The organism is Pseudomonas sp. AE27 (genome assembly GCF_037113495.1).
In the GTDB taxonomy this organism is placed as follows: Bacteria; Pseudomonadota; Gammaproteobacteria; order Pseudomonadales; family Pseudomonadaceae; genus Aquipseudomonas; species Aquipseudomonas palmensis.
The window spans coordinates 3,118,891-3,137,824 of the sequence record NZ_CP146966.1 but is presented as its reverse complement, the minus strand read 5'-3'; the positions used below and the strand labels follow the sequence as shown (position 1 = coordinate 3,137,824).

Genomic DNA, 18,934 nt, shown 5'->3' with positions numbered 1-18,934 from the left:
GAGCCTTAGCCGATGAAATCATTTGAAGTGAATTTTGATGGCCTGGTGGGGCCGACGCACAACTACGGCGGGCTGTCCTACGGCAACGTTGCTTCGCAGAGCAACAGCCAGCAGGCATCCAACCCGCGTGAAGCGGCGCGCCAGGGCCTGGCGAAGATGAAGGCGCTGATGGAGATGGGCTTTGTGCAGGGTGTACTGGCCCCGCAGGAGCGTCCGGATGTGGTTGCGCTGCGTCGCCTGGGCTTTGGCGGCAGCGATGCGCAGGTCATCGAGCGGGCGGCCAGGGAGGCAATGCCGTTGCTGGTCGCCAGTTGCTCTGCGTCCAGCATGTGGGTGGCCAACGCCGCCACGGTCAGTCCGAGCGCCGATACGGCCGACGGACGCGTGCACTTCACGGCGGCCAACCTGAACTGCAAGTACCACCGCAGTATCGAGCACCCGACCACCAGTCGTGTGCTGGGCGCGATGTTCGCCAATACGCAGCACTTTGCCCACCATGCCGCGTTGCCGGCGGTGGCGCAGTTCGGTGACGAAGGTGCTGCCAACCACACGCGCTTCTGCCGTGCCTATGGCGAACCGGGCGTGGAGTTCTTCGTGTTCGGGCGCAGTGCATTCGATGCGCGCTACCCGGCGCCGCACAAATACCCGGCCCGCCAGACCCTGGAGGCTTCCCAGGCGGTTGCCCGGCTGCATGGCCTGAGTGCCGACGGCGTGGTCTATGCTCAGCAGAACCCTGCCGTGATCGACCAGGGCGTGTTTCACAACGATGTGATCGCGGTGGGCAACGGCGAGGTGCTGTTCTATCACGAGGACGCCTTCCTCGACACCGAAGCGGTGCTGGCCGAGCTGCAGGCTAAACTGGCCGGATGTGGCGGCAAGTTCAAGGCCATCTGCGTGCCGCGGGCCCAGGTGACGGTCGAGGACGCCGTGCGTTCGTATCTGTTCAACAGTCAGTTGCTGTCCCGTGAAGACGGTTCGATGCTGCTGATCGTGCCGGAGGAATGCCGCAACAACGAGCGGGTCTGGGCCTATCTGTCGGCCTTGACCGGCCAGGGCGGGCCGGTGACCGAGGTCAAGGTCTTCGACCTCAAGCAGAGCATGCAGAATGGCGGCGGCCCCGCGTGCCTGCGTTTGCGCGTGGCGCTCAACGAAACGGAACTGGCGGCCGTCAACCCAGGGGTTATCATGACCGCGCCGCTGTACGACACCCTGACCCAATGGGTCGACAGGCACTACCGCGACAGCCTGAGCGAACGCGACCTGGCTGACCCGCAGCTGTTGCTGGAATGTCGCACGGCACTGGATGAGCTGACCCAGATCCTCAAGCTGGGTTCGGTGTATCCGTTCCAACTCCAACCTTGAAAGAGAACTCGATTATGTCCGACGCCCTGCAGCTGATCCTCGAAGATGAAGATGGCACCCAGCTGGAAACTTCCTGCACCCGTTTTGCCGTGCTGTGGCAAGGCAAGGAAGTGTGGATTCAGCAGGATGGCCGCGGCCAGCTGCTGATCGGTGTCGATGTTGAAGAAGGCGACGCCGAGTATGCCAACCTGCTGCTGCGCCCGCTGGCCACCAACCTGGTGAGCCTGCAGCTGGAAATGGAGCCGGCCGATGCTGGCGAAGATGACGACCACGTCCATGGCCCCGATTGCGGGCATCACCACTAAGGAACACCGCCCATGCTCGCCCTCGGCAAACTGCTTGAACTGACCCTTGCCGGTCGTGAACCGGCAGAGAAGACCCAGCTGACTGTCGAAGGCGTGCGCATGCGCTGGCTCGACGAGGGGGCGCTTGAAGTGACCCCGCCCGAGGGGCGTGACGATGGCATGGACCTGCTGCTGTCTGCGGGCATTCATGGCAACGAGACTGCACCGATCGAGTTGCTCGACGAACTCCTGCATGGCATTGCCAGGGGGGAGATCAAGCCGCGGGCGCGTGTGCTGTTCCTGTTCGGCAACCCCGAGGCGATGCGCACGGGCGCGCGGTATATCGAGCACGACGTCAACCGTCTGTTCAACCGGCGTCATGAGCAGTCCAGTGGTGTCGAGGCATTGCGTGCCTGTGCGCTGGAGCGTCTGGCAACGGCCTTTTTCTATAAAGAGGGCCGTACCCGCCTGCACTATGACCTGCACACCGCCATTCGCGGCTCCAAGATCGAGCAGTTTGCGCTGTATCCCTACAAGGAAGGCCGTCAGCACTCGCGTCGGGAACTGGCTCGCTTGCGCGCCGCCGGCATGCAGGCTGTGCTGCTGCAGAGCAAGCCTTCGATCACCTTTACCGCATTCACCTACGAAACCCTGGGGGCCGAAGCGTTCACCCTCGAGCTGGGCAAGGCGCGGCCGTTCGGCCAGAACGGCGAGATCAAACTCGGCAAGCTCGAAGCGCGGCTCAGGGCGATCATCGAGGGTAACGAGCCGGCTGAAGATGAAGGGATCGGCGGGCTGCAACTGTTCAGCGTCGCGCGCGAGATCATCAAGCACAGCGACAGCTTCCACCTGCACCTGCCGGCGGATATCGAGAACTTTTCCGAGCTTTCCAGAGGGTATCTGCTGGCCGAGGACCTGGCCGAGACGCGCTGGGTTGTCGAGGAGGAGGGCGCGCGGATCATTTTCCCGAACCCCAAGGTGAAGAACGGGCTGCGTGCGGGGATGCTGATCGTGCCTGCGTCGGATGAGCAGTTGGGCTGAAGATGAAACACCTTCGCCGGCAAGGCCGGCTGCTACAGGTGTCGCGCATCCCGTAGCAGCCGGCCCTGCCGGCGAAAGGGGCAGTGCAATCAGCCCGCCATCTTCTGCGGTACTTCATTGCGGCGCAGCGAGCGCAGCTTGAGCAGGGTGTCGGCGCAGGTCACTGCCGCTTCGGCGCCCTTGTGCACGAAGTGATCGAAGAAGAACTTCTGGTGCTCGTCGCCGGCATGGAAGTGATGCGGGGTCAGTACCACCGAGAACACCGGCACTTCGGTTTCCAGCTGCACCTGCATCAGGCCGCTGATCACCGACTGGGCGACGAACTCATGGCGGTACAGGCCGCCGTCCACCACCAGGCCTGCAGCCACGATGCCGGCGTAACGGCCGCTGCGGGCCAGCAGCTTGGCGTGCAGCGGGATTTCGAAGGCACCGCCGACTTCATAGAAGTCGATATCGCTCAGCTGATAGCCTTGCTTGGCCATCTCTTCGACGAAACCCTTGCGGCTCTGGTCAACAATATCCTTGTGCCAGCAGGCCTGGACGAAGGCGATGCGATCGTTGTGATGGCCTTTGCTGTCGATTGGGGTAGCTTGCATTGAAACGAACTCCTGTTTGTATGAGAAACAGGGCAGTGGATCGAAGGGGATTGTCGTTGCGCAGATGTGCAGACGCAGGCACTCGCGTGCCTATCCCGCTCTCTCTTTATCCGGACTATGACCGTCGGCCCCGGAATCACACCGGGTCTGCTGACCTTGCAGGGTTGCCTGCAAGCGCTCGCGGGCTATGCGCAATGGGCGCAATTACCGCCGGTGGGGAATTGCACCCCGCCCTGAGAACGTGCCGCCAGTGGCTGGCGACGCACACGTTGTAGCATAGATGTCGGCAGAACGTATAGCCTGCTAAGCAAACCGCGCCGGATGAAGGTCATTTCATCCTCAAATGGCGGTTGGCGATGTATAAACTCACTGCACCTCGTGTTAAGGCTCGATATAATGCGGCCCTTTGCCGTCGTTTCGTCAATTTGACGCAGGCCGCCGTTTCCGTGGAAGAACCTATGAAAAGCGCAGAAATCCGTGAAGCCTTCCTTCGCTTCTTCGAAGAGCAGGGCCATACCCGAGTTGCCTCCAGCTCCTTGATCCCGGGCAACGACCCGACCCTGCTGTTCACCAACGCGGGGATGAACCAGTTCAAGGACTGCTTCCTTGGCCAGGAAAAGCGCGCGTACACCCGCGCCACCAGCAGCCAGAAGTGCGTGCGCGCCGGCGGCAAGAACAGCGACCTGGAAAACGTCGGGTATACCGCGCGTCACCATACGTTCTTCGAAATGCTGGGCAACTTCAGTTTCGGCGACTATTTCAAGCGTGATGCCATCACCTACGCCTGGACCTTCCTCACCGGCGTGCTGCAGCTGCCCAAGGAAAAGCTCTGGGTCACCGTGTATGCCACCGATGACGAGGCCTACGACATCTGGACCCAGCACATCGGTGTGCCGGCCGAGCGCATGGTGCGCATTGGCGACAACAAGGGCGCGCCCTACGCCTCGGACAACTTCTGGACCATGGGCGATACCGGCCCGTGCGGCCCCTGCACCGAGATCTTCTATGACCACGGCGCCGACATCTGGGGTGGCCCGCCAGGCTCGCCGGAAGAAGACGGTGACCGTTACATCGAGATCTGGAACAACGTCTTCATGCAGTTCAACCGCACTGCCGACGGCGTGCTGCACCCGCTGCCTGCACCGTCGGTGGACACCGGCATGGGCCTGGAGCGCATCAGTGCGGTGATGCAGCATGTGCATTCGAACTATGAAATCGACCTGTTCAAGAACCTGCTGAGCGCGTCGGCTGCCGCCATCGGCTGCAGCAACGAAGACCAGTCGTCGCTCAAGGTAGTGTCGGACCACATTCGTTCGTGCAGCTTCCTGATTGCTGATGGCGTGCTGCCTTCCAACGAAGGCCGTGGCTACGTGCTGCGTCGCATCATTCGTCGTGCCTGCCGTCACGGCAACAAGCTCGGTGCCACCGGCAGCTTCTTCTACAAGATCGTTGCGGCGCTGGTTGCCGAGATGGGCGAGGCGTTCCCGGAACTCAAGCAGCAGCAGGCCAACATCGAGCGCGTGCTCAAGGCCGAGGAAGAGCAGTTTGCCAAGACCCTGGAGCAGGGCCTGAAGATCCTCGAGCAGGACCTGGCCGAACTCAAGGGCAGCGTGGTGCCCGGTGACGTGGTGTTCAAGCTGTATGACACCTACGGTTTCCCGATGGACCTGACGGCCGACATCGCCCGTGAGCGCAGCCTGACCATCGACGAAGTCGGTTTCGAGCGCGAGATGGAGGCGCAGCGTGAGCGCGCGCGTTCGGCCAGCGCCTTCGGCCTGGACTACAACACCCTGGTCAAGGTCGATGTGGCCACCGAATTCACCGGTTATGCCACCACCGAAGGCGCTGCCAGCGTCGTTGCACTGTACAAGGACGGCAAGGCCGTCGAGCAGCTGGGTGAAGGCGAGGAGGGTGTGGTGATCCTCGACCGCACGCCGTTCTACGCCGAGTCCGGCGGCCAGGTGGGTGACTGCGGGTACCTGCAGGCCGGTGCCGTCCGCTTCGATGTCCGTGACACCACCAAGACCGGCGGTGCCTTCCTGCACCACGGTGTGGTTGCCAGCGGCAAGCTGAGCGTCGGTGCCCAGGTTGAAACCCGGGTCGATGCGCAGGTTCGTCATGCCACCTCGCTCAATCACTCGGCCACCCACCTGCTGCACGCGGCATTGCGTCAGGTGCTGGGCGAGCACGTACAACAGAAAGGCTCGCTGGTCGACAGCCAGCGCCTGCGTTTTGACTTCAGCCATTTCGAGGCGGTAAAGCCAGAGCAGCTCAAGGCGCTGGAAGACATTGTCAACCGCGAAGTGCGCAACAACACCGAGGTCATGACCGAAGAGACCGACATCGAGACTGCCAAGCAGAAGGGCGCCATGGCGCTGTTCGGCGAGAAGTATGGCGACAGCGTGCGCGTGCTGAGCATGGGCGGTGATTTCTCCGTCGAGCTGTGCGGCGGCATCCATGCCAAGCGCACCGGCGATATCGGTCTGCTCAAGATCATCAGCGAAGGCGGTGTGGCCTCCGGGGTGCGTCGTATCGAAGCGGTCACTGGCGCCGCCGCACTGGCCTACCTGAACGCTGCCGAAGAGCAGTTGAAGGAAGCTGCCCAGCTGGTCAAGGGCAGCCGCGAGAACCTGGTCGACAAGCTGTCGGCGGTGCTCGAGCGCAACCGTCAGCTGGAAAAGCAACTGGAGCAACTGCAGGCCAAGGCCGCCAGTGCTGCCGGCGATGACCTGTCTGCCAGCGCAGTCGACGTCAAGGGCGTCAAAGTGCTGGCCGCACGTCTGGACGGGCAGGACGGCAAAGCCTTGCTGGCCCTGGTCGACCAGTTGAAGAACAAACTCGGCCGCGCAGTGATCCTGCTCGGCAGTGTCCACGAAGAAAAGGTCGTACTGGTCGCAGGCGTGACCAAGGACCTGACCGGCCAACTCAAAGCCGGTGATCTGATGAAGCAAGCCGCTGCAGCGGTGGGCGGCAAAGGCGGTGGTCGTCCGGACATGGCGCAAGGCGGTGGCGTGGATGCCGCAGCGCTGGACGGTGCACTGGCTCTGACCGTGCCATTCGTAGAACAGGGTGTCTGAAGCGCCCGGTGGCCCGCCATCCGATGGCGGGCCCTGGCGTTGGGTAATTGTGTTTATTGGGTGCCCTTCACGGGCTGAGGCGGCTTTGAAATGGCGTTGATCGTACAGAAATTTGGCGGCACCTCGGTGGGCACGGTCGAGCGCATCGAACAGGTTGCCGACAAGGTGAAGAAGTTCCGCGAGGCTGGCGACGACCTGGTGGTCGTGCTGTCGGCAATGAGCGGGGAAACCAATCGTCTGATCGAGCTGGCGAGGCAAATCAGCGATCAGCCGGTTCCGCGCGAGCTGGACGTGATCGTGTCCACCGGCGAGCAGGTGACCATCGCGTTGCTGGCCATGGCGCTGATCAAGCGGGGTGTGCCTGCGGTGTCCTACACCGGCAACCAGGTGCGTATTCTCACCGACAGTGCGCACAACAAGGCGCGCATCCTGCAGATCGATGATCAGAAGATTCGTGCCGACCTCAAGGCAGGTCGCGTGGTCGTGGTAGCCGGTTTCCAGGGCGTTGACGAGCACGGCAGCATCACCACGCTGGGGCGTGGCGGTTCCGATACCACCGGCGTGGCCTTGGCGGCTGCATTGAAGGCTGACGAGTGCCAGATCTACACCGACGTCGATGGTGTCTATACCACCGACCCGCGCGTGGTGTCCCAGGCGCAGCGGCTGGACAAGATCACTTTCGAAGAGATGCTGGAAATGGCCAGCCTCGGGTCCAAGGTGCTGCAGATTCGGGCCGTGGAGTTTGCCGGCAAGTACAACGTACCGCTGCGTGTACTGCACAGTTTTCAGGAGGGTCCGGGTACCCTCATTACTATTGATGAAGAGGAATCCATGGAACAGCCGATCATTTCCGGCATCGCCTTCAATCGCGATGAAGCCAAGCTGACCATTCGCGGTGTGCCGGATACCCCGGGCGTGGCATTCGGGATTCTGGGCCCCATCAGTGCAGCCAATATCGAAGTCGACATGATCGTGCAGAACGTTTCGCACGATAACACTACCGACTTCACCTTCACCGTACACCGCAACGATTACGAAAAGGCGCAGAAGGTACTGGGTGAAACCGCCCTGAAGCTCAATGCCCGCGAAGTGGTGGGTGATACCAAGATCGCCAAGGTATCGATCGTGGGTGTGGGCATGCGCTCGCATGCGGGCGTTGCCAGCCGCATGTTCGAATCGCTGGCCAAGGAGAGCATCAACATCCAGATGATCTCCACTTCGGAAATCAAGGTGTCGGTGGTTATCGAAGAGAAGTACCTGGAACTGGCTGTGCGTGCCTTGCACACCGCTTTCGAACTCGACGCGCCTTCCCGTCAGGGCGAGTAAGCGTTGTGCTCACTGGGGCGCGGCCTGGCCGCGCCCTTCGTGTTTTTGAACGGCACAAGAAACCTGTGGGTTGTCGGGTGTCGGTCAACGTTCAGGCGTAGGTCCGCCGCTGTTCTGGCGGCGGGTTGAAGCCCTTTTTTTGCAGACTGTTATCCCTGAACTGAATTGCGTGAGGAGAAAGGTATGTTGATTCTGACTCGTCGGTGCGCAGAGAGCCTGATAATTGGCGACGGCGAAATCACCGTGACCGTGCTCGGCGTCAAAGGAAACCAGGTACGGATTGGGGTGAACGCGCCCAAGGAAGTGGCCGTGCACCGTGAGGAAATCTACCTGCGGATCAAGAAAGAGAAGGACGAAGAACCAACCCATTAATTTTTATCGATATTTTTTCAAAAAAGGGTTTGCAAACGGGGAAGGCTCTGGTTATTATACGCCCCGTGTTGCGGAGAGGTGGCCGAGTGGCCGAAGGCGCTCCCCTGCTAAGGGAGTATACCTCACAAGGGTATCGGGGGTTCGAATCCCCCCTTCTCCGCCATTATTCATGTAGGGCGCTGTAATCTTGCTTGAATCGCTAAGTAGTTGAAATTAAACGAAAAAGTGGTTGGCAAATCGATTAAGCGGTCTATAATGCGCGGCAACAAATGCACTCGTAGCTCAGCTGGATAGAGTACTCGGCTACGAACCGAGCGGTCACAGGTTCGAATCCTGTCGAGTGCACCATACGACGAAGTAGTTTCCAGTCTGGAAGTTGCCTCAGTTTCAACCAGAGGTGATCTGGTCCATCAAGTACCAACCCTGCACTCGTAGCTCAGCTGGATAGAGTACTCGGCTACGAACCGAGCGGTCACAGGTTCGAATCCTGTCGAGTGCACCATACGACGAAGCAGTTTCCAGTCTGGAAGTTGTTTCAGCTTCAACCAGAGGTGATCTGGTCTATCAAGCGCCAACCCTGCACTCGTAGCTCAGCTGGATAGAGTACTCGGCTACGAACCGAGCGGTCACAGGTTCGAATCCTGTCGAGTGCACCATACAACAGAAGGCCCGCTTTTTGAGCGGGCCTTCTGCTTTTCGGCTTTTCACTTTTCCGTAAGGCGCGATGAATAAACTGTCATCGATGCGTTTACCGGCCTCTGCTAACTTTTGCGTCTTCAATGTGTTCTTTGGGGTGTGCCAGCCGTCGCACTGTCAGAGCTGTACGTTGTCACAGCTTTATCTCGCAAGCGATTGTTCTGGCCAATATTTTCAGCCCGAGCAGCCCAAGCCGTGTATGATTGCGCCCGTCAGCTCCGCCGGGGCTTGTGGAATACCACCATGGACTTACCCAGTAGTTACTCAATAGCTTGTTTTGCCAATCACGATCTGACTGATTGATTCTCCTGGCGTGCTCCGCTGCTGGGAGTGGAGTACGCGTATGACCGAAAGTGAAGTAAAAAAATCGCAAGAAAGCCTGCAGGATCGCCTGGCCCAGGTGGTCGAATTGCTGCAGCGCCAACGAGTGGTCGAAGACCTGACACATCGTCAGGAAGGGCACCATAACGATCGGGTCGAAAATCTCGTACACCGCCAGAATCTGGTCGAGCTGCAACGCAAGCTCGATGATCTGCACTCCGCTGACGTTGCCTACATTCTCGAAGCCCTGCCGCTGGATGATCGTCTGACGGTCTGGCAACTGGTCAAGGCCGAGCGTGATGGTGACATCCTGCTCGAGGTATCCGATTCGGTTCGGGAAACCCTGATCGCCGACATGGACGATCACGAGCTGCTTGCCGCTGCCAAGGAGATGGACGCCGACGAGCTGGCCGACCTTGCGCCGGAGCTGCCGCGCGACGTCGTGCATGAGCTGATGGAAACCCTCGATGCCCAGCAGCGTGAGCGCGTACGCTCCGCGTTGAGCTATGACGAGGACCAGGTCGGTGCCTTGATGGACTTCGAGATGGTGACCATCCGCGAGGACGTCAGCCTTGAGGTGGTGTTGCGTTACCTGCGCCGGCTCAAGGAGCTGCCAAGCCATACCGACAAACTGTTCGTGGTCGATTACGACGGCAAGCTCAAGGGTGTGTTGCCCATCAAGCGGCTGCTGGTGAACGACCCCGACAAGCAGGTTGCCGAGGTGATGGCCAGTGACCCGGTCAGTTTTCATCCCGATGAAGACGCCTACGATGCGGCACAGGCCTTTGAGCGCTATGACCTGATTTCGGCACCGGTGGTGGACAAGAGCGATCGCCTGATCGGCCGTTTGACCATCGACGAAATGGTCGACCTGATCCGTGAGGAAAGCGAGAACGAAGTCCTCAACATGGCGGGTCTGCGTGAGGAGGAAGACATCTTCGCCTCGGTCTGGCGTTCGCTTCGCAACCGTTGGGCATGGCTGGCAATCAACCTGATCACGGCCTTTGTCGCTTCGCGAGTGATCGGCCTGTTCGAGGGGTCGATCGAGAAGCTGGTGGCGTTGGCTGCACTGATGCCCATCGTGGCCGGTATCGGGGGCAACTCCGGCAACCAGACCATTACCATGATCGTACGTGCCATGGCGCTCGATCAGGTCAGCCCGGGCAATACTGCGCGATTGATGCGCAAGGAGCTTGCGGTGGCCTTGATCAATGGCCTGGTGTGGGGGGGCGTGATCGGCGTTGTGGCCTACCTGCTCTATGGCAGCTGGTCGCTGGGGGTAGTGATGACTGCGGCGATGACCCTGAACCTGCTATTGGCGGCCCTGATGGGCGTTCTTATCCCGATGACGCTTGCCCGAATGGGGCGCGATCCTGCGATGGGCGCAAGTGTGATGATCACTGCCATGACCGACAGTGGCGGGTTCTTCATCTTCCTGGGCCTTGCTACGATCTTCTTGCTGTAAAAAGGCAAGGCATAAAAAAAGCCAGCGAAAGCTGGCTTTTTTGTGCGTGGGTGGAATCAGGAAGCGTCTGCGGCCATCTCGACGTCATGGGCGATCAGTGCGACCAGAGCATTTTGCTGGCGATGGGACAGCTGGCGGAAGCGTTGCAGCAGTTCACGTTCGTGCAGTGACAGCTCTGGGCTGTCCAGGCGCATGCTCAGCTCGTCGCCCAGTGCACCTTCCTGAATAAGGCTCTGCTCCAGGCGTGCAATGATCTCGGAGTTCATGCTGCGGTGGTGGTTACGCGCAACCTCGGCAATGCGCTCACGCATTCCGTCTGGCAGGCGGACGACAAATTTGTCAGCGGTGCGGCTTGAGTAGATAGCCTGTTTCATTGGGCGCATATAATTGACCGGTTTAGTTCAGGGGGAAGCGGTTCTCGAAATCGGCCGCACGATGAGTGTTACGACCATCGTTAAGACAAAATGTTCAACCTGGAGTACGAAAGAGATCTTCATCATGCCTCAGTATCGCCAGTTCCTTGGCGTCAATTCTGTGACAAATATTGAACTGGGTAAAGGCGTTATGCCAGTACCAATTATCAGAAATGCGCACTGGTTTGAAAAGTTTTCATTTGGCGCTCGGCCTGGCCACCTCGGCGGCTCGACTTTTCGTCGCCGGCAAAGGCGCAAAGACCGTGCAATGCGCCTAAAATGCGCGAGCTTTCCTTTCTCTGAGCATAGTGGCTATGCAGTATGACGCAAGCGAGGTTCCCTTGGCGGGGGCGGGTAGGGTGATCTATTTGATGGGGCCGTCCGGTGCCGGCAAGGACAGCCTTCTGGATGCGGCGCGTGAGCTTTTGTTGGCAAGCCATGTGCGCATTCCTAAGCGTGTCATCACCCGCTCCGCCGAGGCGGTGGGGGAAGACGCAGTCGCCGTATCGGTCCAGCAGTTCGAGCAGATGGCTGACCGTGGCGAATTTGCCCTGCAGTGGCGCGCCAATGGGTTGGCTTATGGGGTTCCTGCTTATATAGATGCGTGGCTTGCCGAAGGCTGGCACGTGATGGTCAACGGGTCGCGCGCGCACCTGCCGGTGGCGCAGGCGAAGTACCCGGACCTGTTGCCCATATTGCTTTGTGTGAATCCGCAGGTATTGCGCGGGCGATTGCTTCAACGGGGCAGGGAGGGGCAGCACGAGATCGAGCAGCGAATGGCGCGCAACCAGCAGTCTATGACACAGGTTGATGATCGGGTCCGGCGGGTGGACAACTCGACCAGTCTTGACGATGCAGTGCGCCGCTTGCTGATGGTTTTGCAAGAGGCAGGCGTACGTGCCTGAGGCTGGAAACCACCTACTGGTAAAAAGCGCAGAGACGACATGACAAATCCTGGCTCGCTGGGTAACATGCTCGCCGTTCCGTATGGCGGGCCATGTACGCCAGACGCATGTCTCAGTAGCTCAATTGGATAGAGCATCCCCCTCCTAAGGGGAAGGTTGCAGGTTCGAACCCTGCCTGGGACACCATATAAATCAACGGGTTAGATTAATTTACGAAGATTGCTTTTAAATTTTCCTATTATTTTCCCCGTTCGCTCCCCGTTTTATCGGCTATGTCTATCGGTCGATCCTCGTTTTTTTTGCAGTCAAAAAAAAGCCACCCTATGGATGGCATTGGTGACTTTTCAAACAGAGTTACTAATCAGTTTTCAAGGCTGCGACTAAATCGGGAACTCCGGCACTCCTTAATGCGGCTGATGCTAGCATCAAGGCCTGCCTGCGTCTTTCTTGCTCATCGGCCAGCGTTACCGGCCCTAGCAAGTGTAAAACGCAAATGTCCCACGATGCGGCGCTGTCTTCATCAGCAACCCCGCAACGCTCCAGCATTGACGGTTTTTTGGTCATGCTACCAATCTCAGGTGTCCATCAGTAGTTATGCGTGGCTGCCCATCCTGCGTCATGCGGTAATTTTCCCCGGCCACATATCCAACGGGGAAAATGCTTGTGGCCACGGCGTCCTGGCACGCGGACGCTACCGCCAGCAGAGCTGGTTGCAGTTTTACAGCCGGGGGCGAGTAGGGCCAGACCGTGCAGTCGTCGCCGGACAGGGTCGCGGTGGCGATATGGACCGCGCTGCGTTGCTCTGTGATTGCAAAAACACGGGTTAGGTGACTGCGCAAGTTCTTGTATTGTCGCGCCGCTCGCTCGGCGCGCTCGTAGGAGTCGCTGGTTACCGGCTTGCCAGTTGCCACTAGGCCTACTTCGAATGTATACGGTTCGCCTGGTGGTGATCTTTGCCACCATTCAAGTATCTCGACACCGTAACCCAGCGGGGCCAAAGCTTTGGAAATGGAACCAGGCGTGCCTTTGTGTTTATGAACATTGAGGCTAGATTCGATTACATCGCGCCTTTCCTGTTCGGTCCACGTCGTATCCCATTCATCGACGCTCAGCGCCCAAGCCAGCCACGGCAGCAGCGATGCAGGGCACGTTGCTGGGTTCCAAGACTCGCGAACCAACAGCGGCACGCCAGACAGTCTGGCGGTCGCTTCGCACAGCGCACGTTCCTGCGCTGTTGCGTTGGCCGGTAGCAGACTCACAGGCCGAAACCTGGCGCGTCGATGTTGCCGGCAAGGCATCCGCGCTTCAGCATCCCACGGCGAAGGCGCTGACCAGGACTAGCGTTGCGGCTTGGCGTCCATTTCGGCCGCTTGGCCTGGTCAGCCACAAACTCAGCGTCAGCGTGCGCACGCAAGGCCGTGCCGAAACGAGTGGCCAGGGTCTTAGCGTCATCGCCACCACGGCGCAGCTCGGCCAGCAACTCGGACACTTCGGGGCACAGTGGCTGACGCTTTAGAATGGTTTTCAATGCCTGGGCATCCCGTAGCAGTCTGGCCGCAGCCTTCTCGATTTCATTCTGACTTGCGAATAGCGCTTCTAAAGTTTTCACTTGGTTCATTATCTCGGCACTCGATACTTGCCGCGATTCCTGCGCAATCGCCGCAGCTTGAATTAGGTGGCCCGTTGTGTCCGCAGGTGGGGCCATTCCTGCTCACTATCGCTTCTGAGGCAGCAGTGATTCTTCAAATAGTTGCCCCACTTTTGTCGAACCTGGCAGGGGCCTCCAGGGCAAAACCACCTCTGAGGGAGGCGATTCTTTAAGCTTGTTGCGAGTCGAATCCGGCGCGCATTGCGCGGGATGCAACTTGAGTCATGGACACGTTAAAGCCAGTCTCTTTCGCGATCCTGGCTTGCTCATCGTGCAGGCGCCGTTCCAGGTCCGCGTCAAGCAGCACGGTCAGCTTTACAGGTTTCATTGCCTTCATCTGTGCTTTCATTTTCTTCACCAATTACCAGGAGTGAACCCAGTTTTTGCGCACCTTCGCGCCGTTGCCCCCAGTCTTCCGCAAATGATTTCTCACTATGCTGGACAGGTAGCGGGTGGCGCGCTGCAGGTGGGCTTCAGTCAGCTCAGGGAACATTCGCGACAGGCGTTCGCTATTGTCGTCGCCGTGTACCCAACCTTTCATGCCTGCTGGCTGAACCACAACTCGCGGTTCACCGTCCTCGCCAGGCTGGCGAACGTAAACACTCGCACCGTCTAAGGCTGCCAGGACTTCAGCAGGCAGGGCGGTGGCTTCCGCCACCTCGCCTTCCTTACGCTTGGCGCGCATTTACGCGCCAACCTTGAAGAACGCGCCAGGCAGCGGCAGCAGGGCTTGCATGTTCACCCAGCAAGTCAGGATCAATTCGCCCTGCTTGTTGGTGCGCTCGGCCACCAGGCGAATATCCTCATGCACTGCCACGGCTGCGCGATTGAACGTACCAGTGATGGTTTCAGCGACAGTTGGCGTCAGCTCAGCCAGTACGCCAGCGGCTCGCAGGGTGCCGTCTTGGCCAACGGACGCACCAGCGCCAGCGGTGCCCACCAGGGCGCGAAGCTCGGCAAACTCGACGCCAAGTGCTGCGGCAGCGCCAAGGCTGAAGGCGGCAGGGTTGCCAGCGACGATGGCCGAAAGCAGGGCGACATCAGCGGCGCGAGCAATGCCCAGGGCGATGCTGACCAGTGCGCTATCAGCCAGTTGGCCGCTTTCGTAGGCAAGCTGTTCTGCGCGGCTCAGCGCTACACGAAAGCCCAGGGATGGAATGGTTTCCAGGTCGATCAAGTCGCGGTAAATCGGCAGAGCGCTGTTGGCCAGTTCATTGCCGTCTGGAACCACGGCGAAGTTTGCGGCCTCGATAACGGTATAACCCGCGTTTCGACGCTGCAGGGCGATGCCACCACCAGGTATGCCGATTGCGTCGTCGGCTTCGTTCACCAGGATAATGCGGGCACCGGCCTGAGATACGCGGCTCGACTCCAGCAGGACACTGCTGAAAGTGGTTTTCTTACCGGCCTCGGTGCCAACCGGAACGCGAACCTGGTTCATCCCTTGGCTTGCGAGGAAAGGGGGCAGGCTCAGTTCGCGGAGGCTTAGTGTGCTGACACTGGCCGGAACCCTGGGCATTACGTGGCGCACGTCGCCTGCATGGTCATAGGTGACGCTTGCGCCCAGTTGGCGTTTTGCATCTTCGAAAAGCTTTTGGAGTTCGTTCATTTCAGGGCGTCTCGGAATTGGTGAGGTGTTGTCCGAATTATCCGCCCCGGTTAAGGATGGTTCCTCTTGGGTTTTTTCCGACTATATGAAACTACTTCATGCGACCTTGCTGAAAACCCCATAAGCCCCCGTGTTTTAGGGGGCTGCATGAGGATTTCTAATGTTCAGATATAGTTGTTAAACCTGTTTTGAAAATGCACGCAGATATGGGTTGTGGCGAGGCTATTGACCCCACATGCCCTGCCGCCCGAGGAAGGACCCGTGAATTCATGGGCAAGGCCGGTCCTCTGGTCACGCCGCACACCGCTCGACGAATACCAGCTTGAACCATAGGGCAGTGGACCTAGCACCTGCTGTGGGGCCTCTGCTATTCAGGTGGGCAAGAATTAGCGACTCGGCTCGCTGCCTTGTCATTTGGTCTATTTCTGCGATCAGCTGATTACGGATGGCGAGCCAATGAGCGTCATCCTCTCTGCGACTGAACAGTGCCACTTGACCTGTTTTCCCGTAAGTAATAACACCGCATCTGGCACTGTTTCGACGCTCGGCCCAGCCTGCCGTTACCTGAAAAGCAGCCTCTTGTAGTTCGTAACACTTAGTTCCCGCCCACTCATTGCGACGGCGTTTCAGCTCCAGGCCCATAGCGCGAAATATCTCACCAACGTCCTTCTGCGGCGCCTTCGGCATTGGGAAGGGTTTCTGCTCGCCATCCTTGTTGTTGCCAGTGGATGATCCGAAGCGCGAAGGAACGATGCCCAACCACGCCAGTAGGTGTCTGCGGTCAATGGCTCGATGAATCAATTGGTCTGCAGTGTCGTCATCAACCCTAAGGCCTGGCCGAATCTCCACGTCATCAAAAAAGTCACGGTATGCGGTCACACGGGCGCGAGTGAAGCGACGCTGGGTCATGTGCTTGGCATCATCGTTACGCTCAGCCAGGCCAAATACGGCAGCACTAAAGCGATCCAGGCGCCGTGGGCCTCTGCCATCGTCCCAAATGTCCAAGGCATCGTCGGAAACGTCGGTGATGCCCAGCGCGTGACGTATGGCGTGCTTGGTCAAAGCATCCGATTGCTCTTGCGTGCGATGCTCAGCGCTGCGCAGGCGGCGTGCTTCGTCGTCGTTCAGGTCGCTGGCACCCAGAATCGCGGCGCGGCGCTCGTCTGCCAGCTCAGTGCGCAGCGCCTTTAGTTCATTGGCGTCCGGAGCGTCGGCTTGCATTTGCAGGCGCTTTATAGAGAAGCCAGCGCGCTGCAGTACCCAGATCAGGCCAGCAGCGAAGTCGGCGCGGGCATTGGAGTTGTCCGCCCGAATGTCAGCCACGAATCCGTCAAATTTAGTCGCAGCGGCGGCTGTGCCTTCAGCAGCGGCAGCGGCTTCCATGCCCAGCAGCATGGCTTCGGGATCGTCTAGGCCGCGCATGGTGTTTGCCACCAGGGCGACGGACCAGCTTCTTAGGTAGCGCACGCGACGCATCATCTGCGCGGCGTCGGCAGGTGTGATTGCGTGACCGCCACCGATGAAAAAGCCATGATGGAACCAGGCGCCGGCTGCCTTGTGCTCGATGCTCAGGCCTGAAGAAATAACGGGCGAATGCACCACCGCGTCGTAGGTGCGCGAAACGGCTTCAGGGTTCTGCCAGAAGGCTGACGGCTTGCTGTTGCCGCGATTGCTCGCAGTGACGGCCAGAACACGGGCGCCGGTAGATTCCAGCAGCCTGGCAACTTCAGCAACGCGCTTTTCAGACTCACAGCTCACCCATATGCGCTGACCATCGGTCACACGGGCGCACATTTCGCCATAGGCTGCGGCAACAGCGTCGGCGCCGTAGCCAGTGCCAGCGCTCAGACCTTCGTTGCGTGGACGAACCTCAATAATGCGGAATTGCTCTCCAGGCCTGCAGGACTCCAGGAACTGTACAACACGGTCATCCATGCCAGCATCGGCGCCGATCACGCAACGGGCACGGCTCACCAGGTCGCGCAGGTACTGGTAGACCTCGGCGTTGGTGCCTTCTTCAGTACGACAGGTTTTGTCGGATTCCAGGAAGCGCAGAACCTGGGCGATTTCATCCACGAACAGGTAGGCGCATTCCCTGACAATTTGCGCATGGGCGCCCTTGGTGATGCTCGGCAGGCAGGTGGCCAGGGCGCGAACTGACCACGCGGTTTCCTGGGTCACGTCGCCGTAGTGGTCACAGCTCAGGCGCTCGGCCATTTCAGCGACCAGGCTGCGGCGGTGGCAAGTGGCGATGAAACGGCCATGTTGGCGCGCCCATGTTGCAAATGGTTTGCCGACGCGCTGGGTCTTGCCGCTCGCCATCGGTGCCCACAGCAGGACAACGCCCTGGTAGTCGTCGGCGCCCAGTTCTGGCAGCTCGGTGCGGACTTCGTGCCGGTGCCGACGCAGGATTTCCGGCGATACGGTCACATGCGACAGGGCACGCTTGTGGCGCTGATTGTTCCAATAGGTCAAAGCGCGGCCCATGGTGGCAACGGTTTCAGGGTGCAAGCGGTCGGCTGCGGCGTGCTCGATACGCTCCAGCAACTCGCCCAGAGTCATCTGCGTCGGGATCGTCACGGCGCGCTTGCGGCAGATAGCCCATGCCACGGCAGCGGCCCGCAGTGGGTCAGCCTCTTTTGCCAGCTTGTTGAACCAGACCTGTTCACGGCCTAACAGCTCGATGCGCGGGAGGTTTGCTAGGTCAGTGAATATGGGCAGAGAGAGGCGAGGGGGGTGGTCCTCGGCTGGTTCTTCACGCGCAGGTGAGAGGGCACACACCAGCAGTTCTGTCACCGAAGCTAAACCGAAGCGTGCAGCGTGGTCGTTCCAGTCGTCGCCCACAGTAGGCGGCATAACGAATGGCAAACCGGTTGCTTCGGCACCTTTCTGACCTGCTCCTTTGGCGTCGTTGTCAGCGGCGACTGCGTTTAAACGGCCAGGTAGCTCGGCAGCTACGGTGGCCATGTTGCCAGCGTCGAAGGCGACTATGACGGCGGCACCTGTTGCCGCATGGATAGTCGCGGCGGTGGCGTAGCCTTCGGCTAGCCAGGCTAGACCAGTACCCTCGATGCGGTGGAAAGTGCCCTGTTTGCGGCCTCCCATTAAAAACCGTTTCTCGCCGCCCTCACTGATGCGCTGCACGTTAAAAAGTGAGCCGTCCACGGCTACCATGGGCACCAGAATTTCACCACGGCGCGCCACCGGTACAGTCTGCCACTTGGCTTTTTCATCGTTCCAGAGGCGGGCGCGCTGGTCTAGGGTCGCCACGCGCAATCCATGTGCCTGAACCTGTTTGACGGTCAGGTAGGAATGTCCGACGCACGGCGAGGCAGAAGCCCACACCATAGCGGCGGCTTCTGCGGCAGCCTGGTGGCCAGCGTGACGCTGTTTATCGTTGACTGCTCGTCTGGTGTGGGCTTCGGCTTGCAGCTCGGCAGCTCGGTGGCGGTACTCTTCGCGGCGCGCCTCAATAGCGGCGCCTGACGTGTCGTCACTGGCCGAAGCCTTCCAGTCCTGAAAAGCCTGGTCGCGTGGCTTCCAATAGATGGCGCTCCGACCGATAGCGGTGAAGGTGATCGACGGCCAAACGGTGCCGTCGCTGTCGGTGACCCACTCGCCCCGGTAGGATCGAGTTTTAGTGTTCTTGCCATCCAGGTCGGGCAGTTTGTGCCACTTGCCGTCCAGGTCGGGCATGGCATCCAACAAGGCGCCAACGCAGGCTGCTGCCGCCTGGGCATCTTCGATGTATCTGGACAGGGCATCGAGCGGCGATGGGTAGTGTTCGGCCACCCACGCTGCGAACTTGGTTTGCTTCAT

General features: G+C 59.7%; 16 protein-coding genes, 5 tRNA genes and 1 riboswitch. Of the genes, 13 read left to right on the top strand and 8 right to left on the bottom strand.

Annotated features, from left to right (window positions below):
• The first annotated feature begins 12 nt into the window (after nt 1–12).
• From astB to astE, 3 genes are read left to right on the top strand one after another with little or no spacing between them, the layout of a single operon-like run.
• Nucleotides 13–1,362, top strand: a complete 1,350-nt coding sequence (astB, locus tag V9K84_RS14300) for an N-succinylarginine dihydrolase (protein ID WP_088514527.1) — start codon at nt 13–15, stop codon at nt 1,360–1,362.
• 14 nt (nt 1,363–1,376) lie between these two features.
• Entirely contained in the window at nt 1,377–1,667 is a 291-nt protein-coding gene (locus V9K84_RS14295; RefSeq protein WP_043860292.1) for a hypothetical protein, read from the top strand.
• Nucleotides 1,668–1,679: 12 nt separating this feature from the next.
• A complete protein-coding gene (gene astE, locus V9K84_RS14290) occupies nt 1,680–2,687 on the top strand; it encodes a succinylglutamate desuccinylase (RefSeq protein WP_088514528.1) in 1,008 nt (335 codons plus the stop codon).
• Nucleotides 2,688–2,776: 89 nt separating this feature from the next.
• Here astE and V9K84_RS14285 read toward each other — a convergent pair whose 3' ends face one another.
• Nucleotides 2,777–3,283 carry a 6,7-dimethyl-8-ribityllumazine synthase gene (locus tag V9K84_RS14285; protein ID WP_043860294.1) on the bottom strand — a complete coding sequence of 169 codons (507 nt, stop codon included), beginning with the start codon at nt 3,281–3,283 and terminating at the stop codon, nt 2,777–2,779.
• Nucleotides 3,284–3,376: 93 nt separating this feature from the next.
• Nucleotides 3,377–3,528: riboswitch (FMN riboswitch) on the bottom strand.
• A 213-nt stretch (nt 3,529–3,741) separates the two neighbouring features.
• On the opposite strand from V9K84_RS14285, the gene alaS reads away from it, so the two are divergent.
• The 8 genes from alaS (at nt 3,742) to mgtE (ending at nt 10,540) form a co-directional block, all read left to right on the top strand.
• Nucleotides 3,742–6,360 carry an alanine--tRNA ligase gene (gene alaS, locus V9K84_RS14280; protein ID WP_043860295.1) on the top strand — a complete coding sequence of 873 codons (2,619 nt, stop codon included), beginning with the start codon at nt 3,742–3,744 and terminating at the stop codon, nt 6,358–6,360.
• Between the two features lie 90 nt (nt 6,361–6,450).
• Entirely contained in the window at nt 6,451–7,686 is a 1,236-nt protein-coding gene (locus tag V9K84_RS14275; RefSeq protein WP_043860296.1) for an aspartate kinase, read from the top strand.
• 183 nt (nt 7,687–7,869) lie between these two features.
• Nucleotides 7,870–8,058 carry a carbon storage regulator CsrA gene (csrA, locus tag V9K84_RS14270; protein ID WP_010226667.1) on the top strand — a complete coding sequence of 63 codons (189 nt, stop codon included), beginning with the start codon at nt 7,870–7,872 and terminating at the stop codon, nt 8,056–8,058.
• A gap of 72 nt (nt 8,059–8,130) precedes the next feature.
• A tRNA-Ser gene (locus tag V9K84_RS14265) sits at nt 8,131–8,221 on the top strand.
• Nucleotides 8,222–8,329: 108 nt separating this feature from the next.
• Nucleotides 8,330–8,406, top strand: a tRNA-Arg gene (locus V9K84_RS14260).
• Nucleotides 8,407–8,483: 77 nt separating this feature from the next.
• Nucleotides 8,484–8,560 (top strand) — tRNA-Arg (locus tag V9K84_RS14255).
• Between the two features lie 77 nt (nt 8,561–8,637).
• Nucleotides 8,638–8,714: transfer RNA gene (locus tag V9K84_RS14250), tRNA-Arg, on the top strand.
• A gap of 383 nt (nt 8,715–9,097) precedes the next feature.
• Nucleotides 9,098–10,540 (top strand): magnesium transporter, encoded by a 1,443-nt coding sequence (mgtE, locus tag V9K84_RS14245; protein WP_043860297.1) that lies wholly within the window; start codon nt 9,098–9,100, stop codon nt 10,538–10,540.
• A gap of 56 nt (nt 10,541–10,596) precedes the next feature.
• On the opposite strand, the gene V9K84_RS14240 is transcribed toward mgtE, so the two are convergent.
• Nucleotides 10,597–10,923: an Arc family DNA-binding protein gene (locus tag V9K84_RS14240; protein ID WP_003254499.1), complete on the bottom strand. Its 327-nt coding sequence runs from the start codon at nt 10,921–10,923 to the stop codon at nt 10,597–10,599.
• A 344-nt stretch (nt 10,924–11,267) separates the two neighbouring features.
• On the opposite strand from V9K84_RS14240, the gene phnN reads away from it, so the two are divergent.
• Together phnN and V9K84_RS14230 are read left to right on the top strand one after the other, a co-directional pair.
• On the top strand, nt 11,268–11,858 hold the full coding sequence (phnN, locus tag V9K84_RS14235; protein WP_088514530.1) for a phosphonate metabolism protein/1,5-bisphosphokinase (PRPP-forming) PhnN: 591 nt from the start codon (nt 11,268–11,270) through the stop codon (nt 11,856–11,858).
• 109 nt (nt 11,859–11,967) lie between these two features.
• Nucleotides 11,968–12,044 (top strand) — tRNA-Arg (locus V9K84_RS14230).
• Between the two features lie 374 nt (nt 12,045–12,418).
• Here the strand turns inward: V9K84_RS14230 and V9K84_RS14225 are convergent.
• From V9K84_RS14225 to V9K84_RS14200, 6 genes are all read right to left on the bottom strand, one after another.
• Entirely contained in the window at nt 12,419–13,117 is a 699-nt protein-coding gene (locus V9K84_RS14225; protein WP_338790738.1) for a phage tail protein I, read from the bottom strand.
• A complete protein-coding gene (locus V9K84_RS14220) occupies nt 13,114–13,476 on the bottom strand; it encodes a hypothetical protein (RefSeq protein ID WP_338790736.1) in 363 nt (120 codons plus the stop codon). Before V9K84_RS14220 ends, V9K84_RS14225 begins: the two co-directional genes overlap by 4 nt.
• Nucleotides 13,477–13,675: 199 nt before the next feature.
• Nucleotides 13,676–13,855 (bottom strand): hypothetical protein, encoded by a 180-nt coding sequence (locus V9K84_RS14215; protein WP_157356548.1) that lies wholly within the window; start codon nt 13,853–13,855, stop codon nt 13,676–13,678.
• Between the two features lie 12 nt (nt 13,856–13,867).
• Nucleotides 13,868–14,191, bottom strand: coding sequence for a hypothetical protein (locus tag V9K84_RS14210; RefSeq protein ID WP_338790730.1), 324 nt, complete (start codon nt 14,189–14,191; stop codon nt 13,868–13,870).
• A complete protein-coding gene (locus V9K84_RS14205; protein ID WP_338790728.1) occupies nt 14,192–15,115 on the bottom strand; it encodes a hypothetical protein in 924 nt (307 codons plus the stop codon).
• Nucleotides 15,116–15,406: 291 nt separating this feature from the next.
• On the bottom strand, nt 15,407–18,934 hold the full coding sequence (locus tag V9K84_RS14200) for a plasmid replication protein, CyRepA1 family (RefSeq protein ID WP_338790726.1): 3,528 nt from the start codon (nt 18,932–18,934) through the stop codon (nt 15,407–15,409).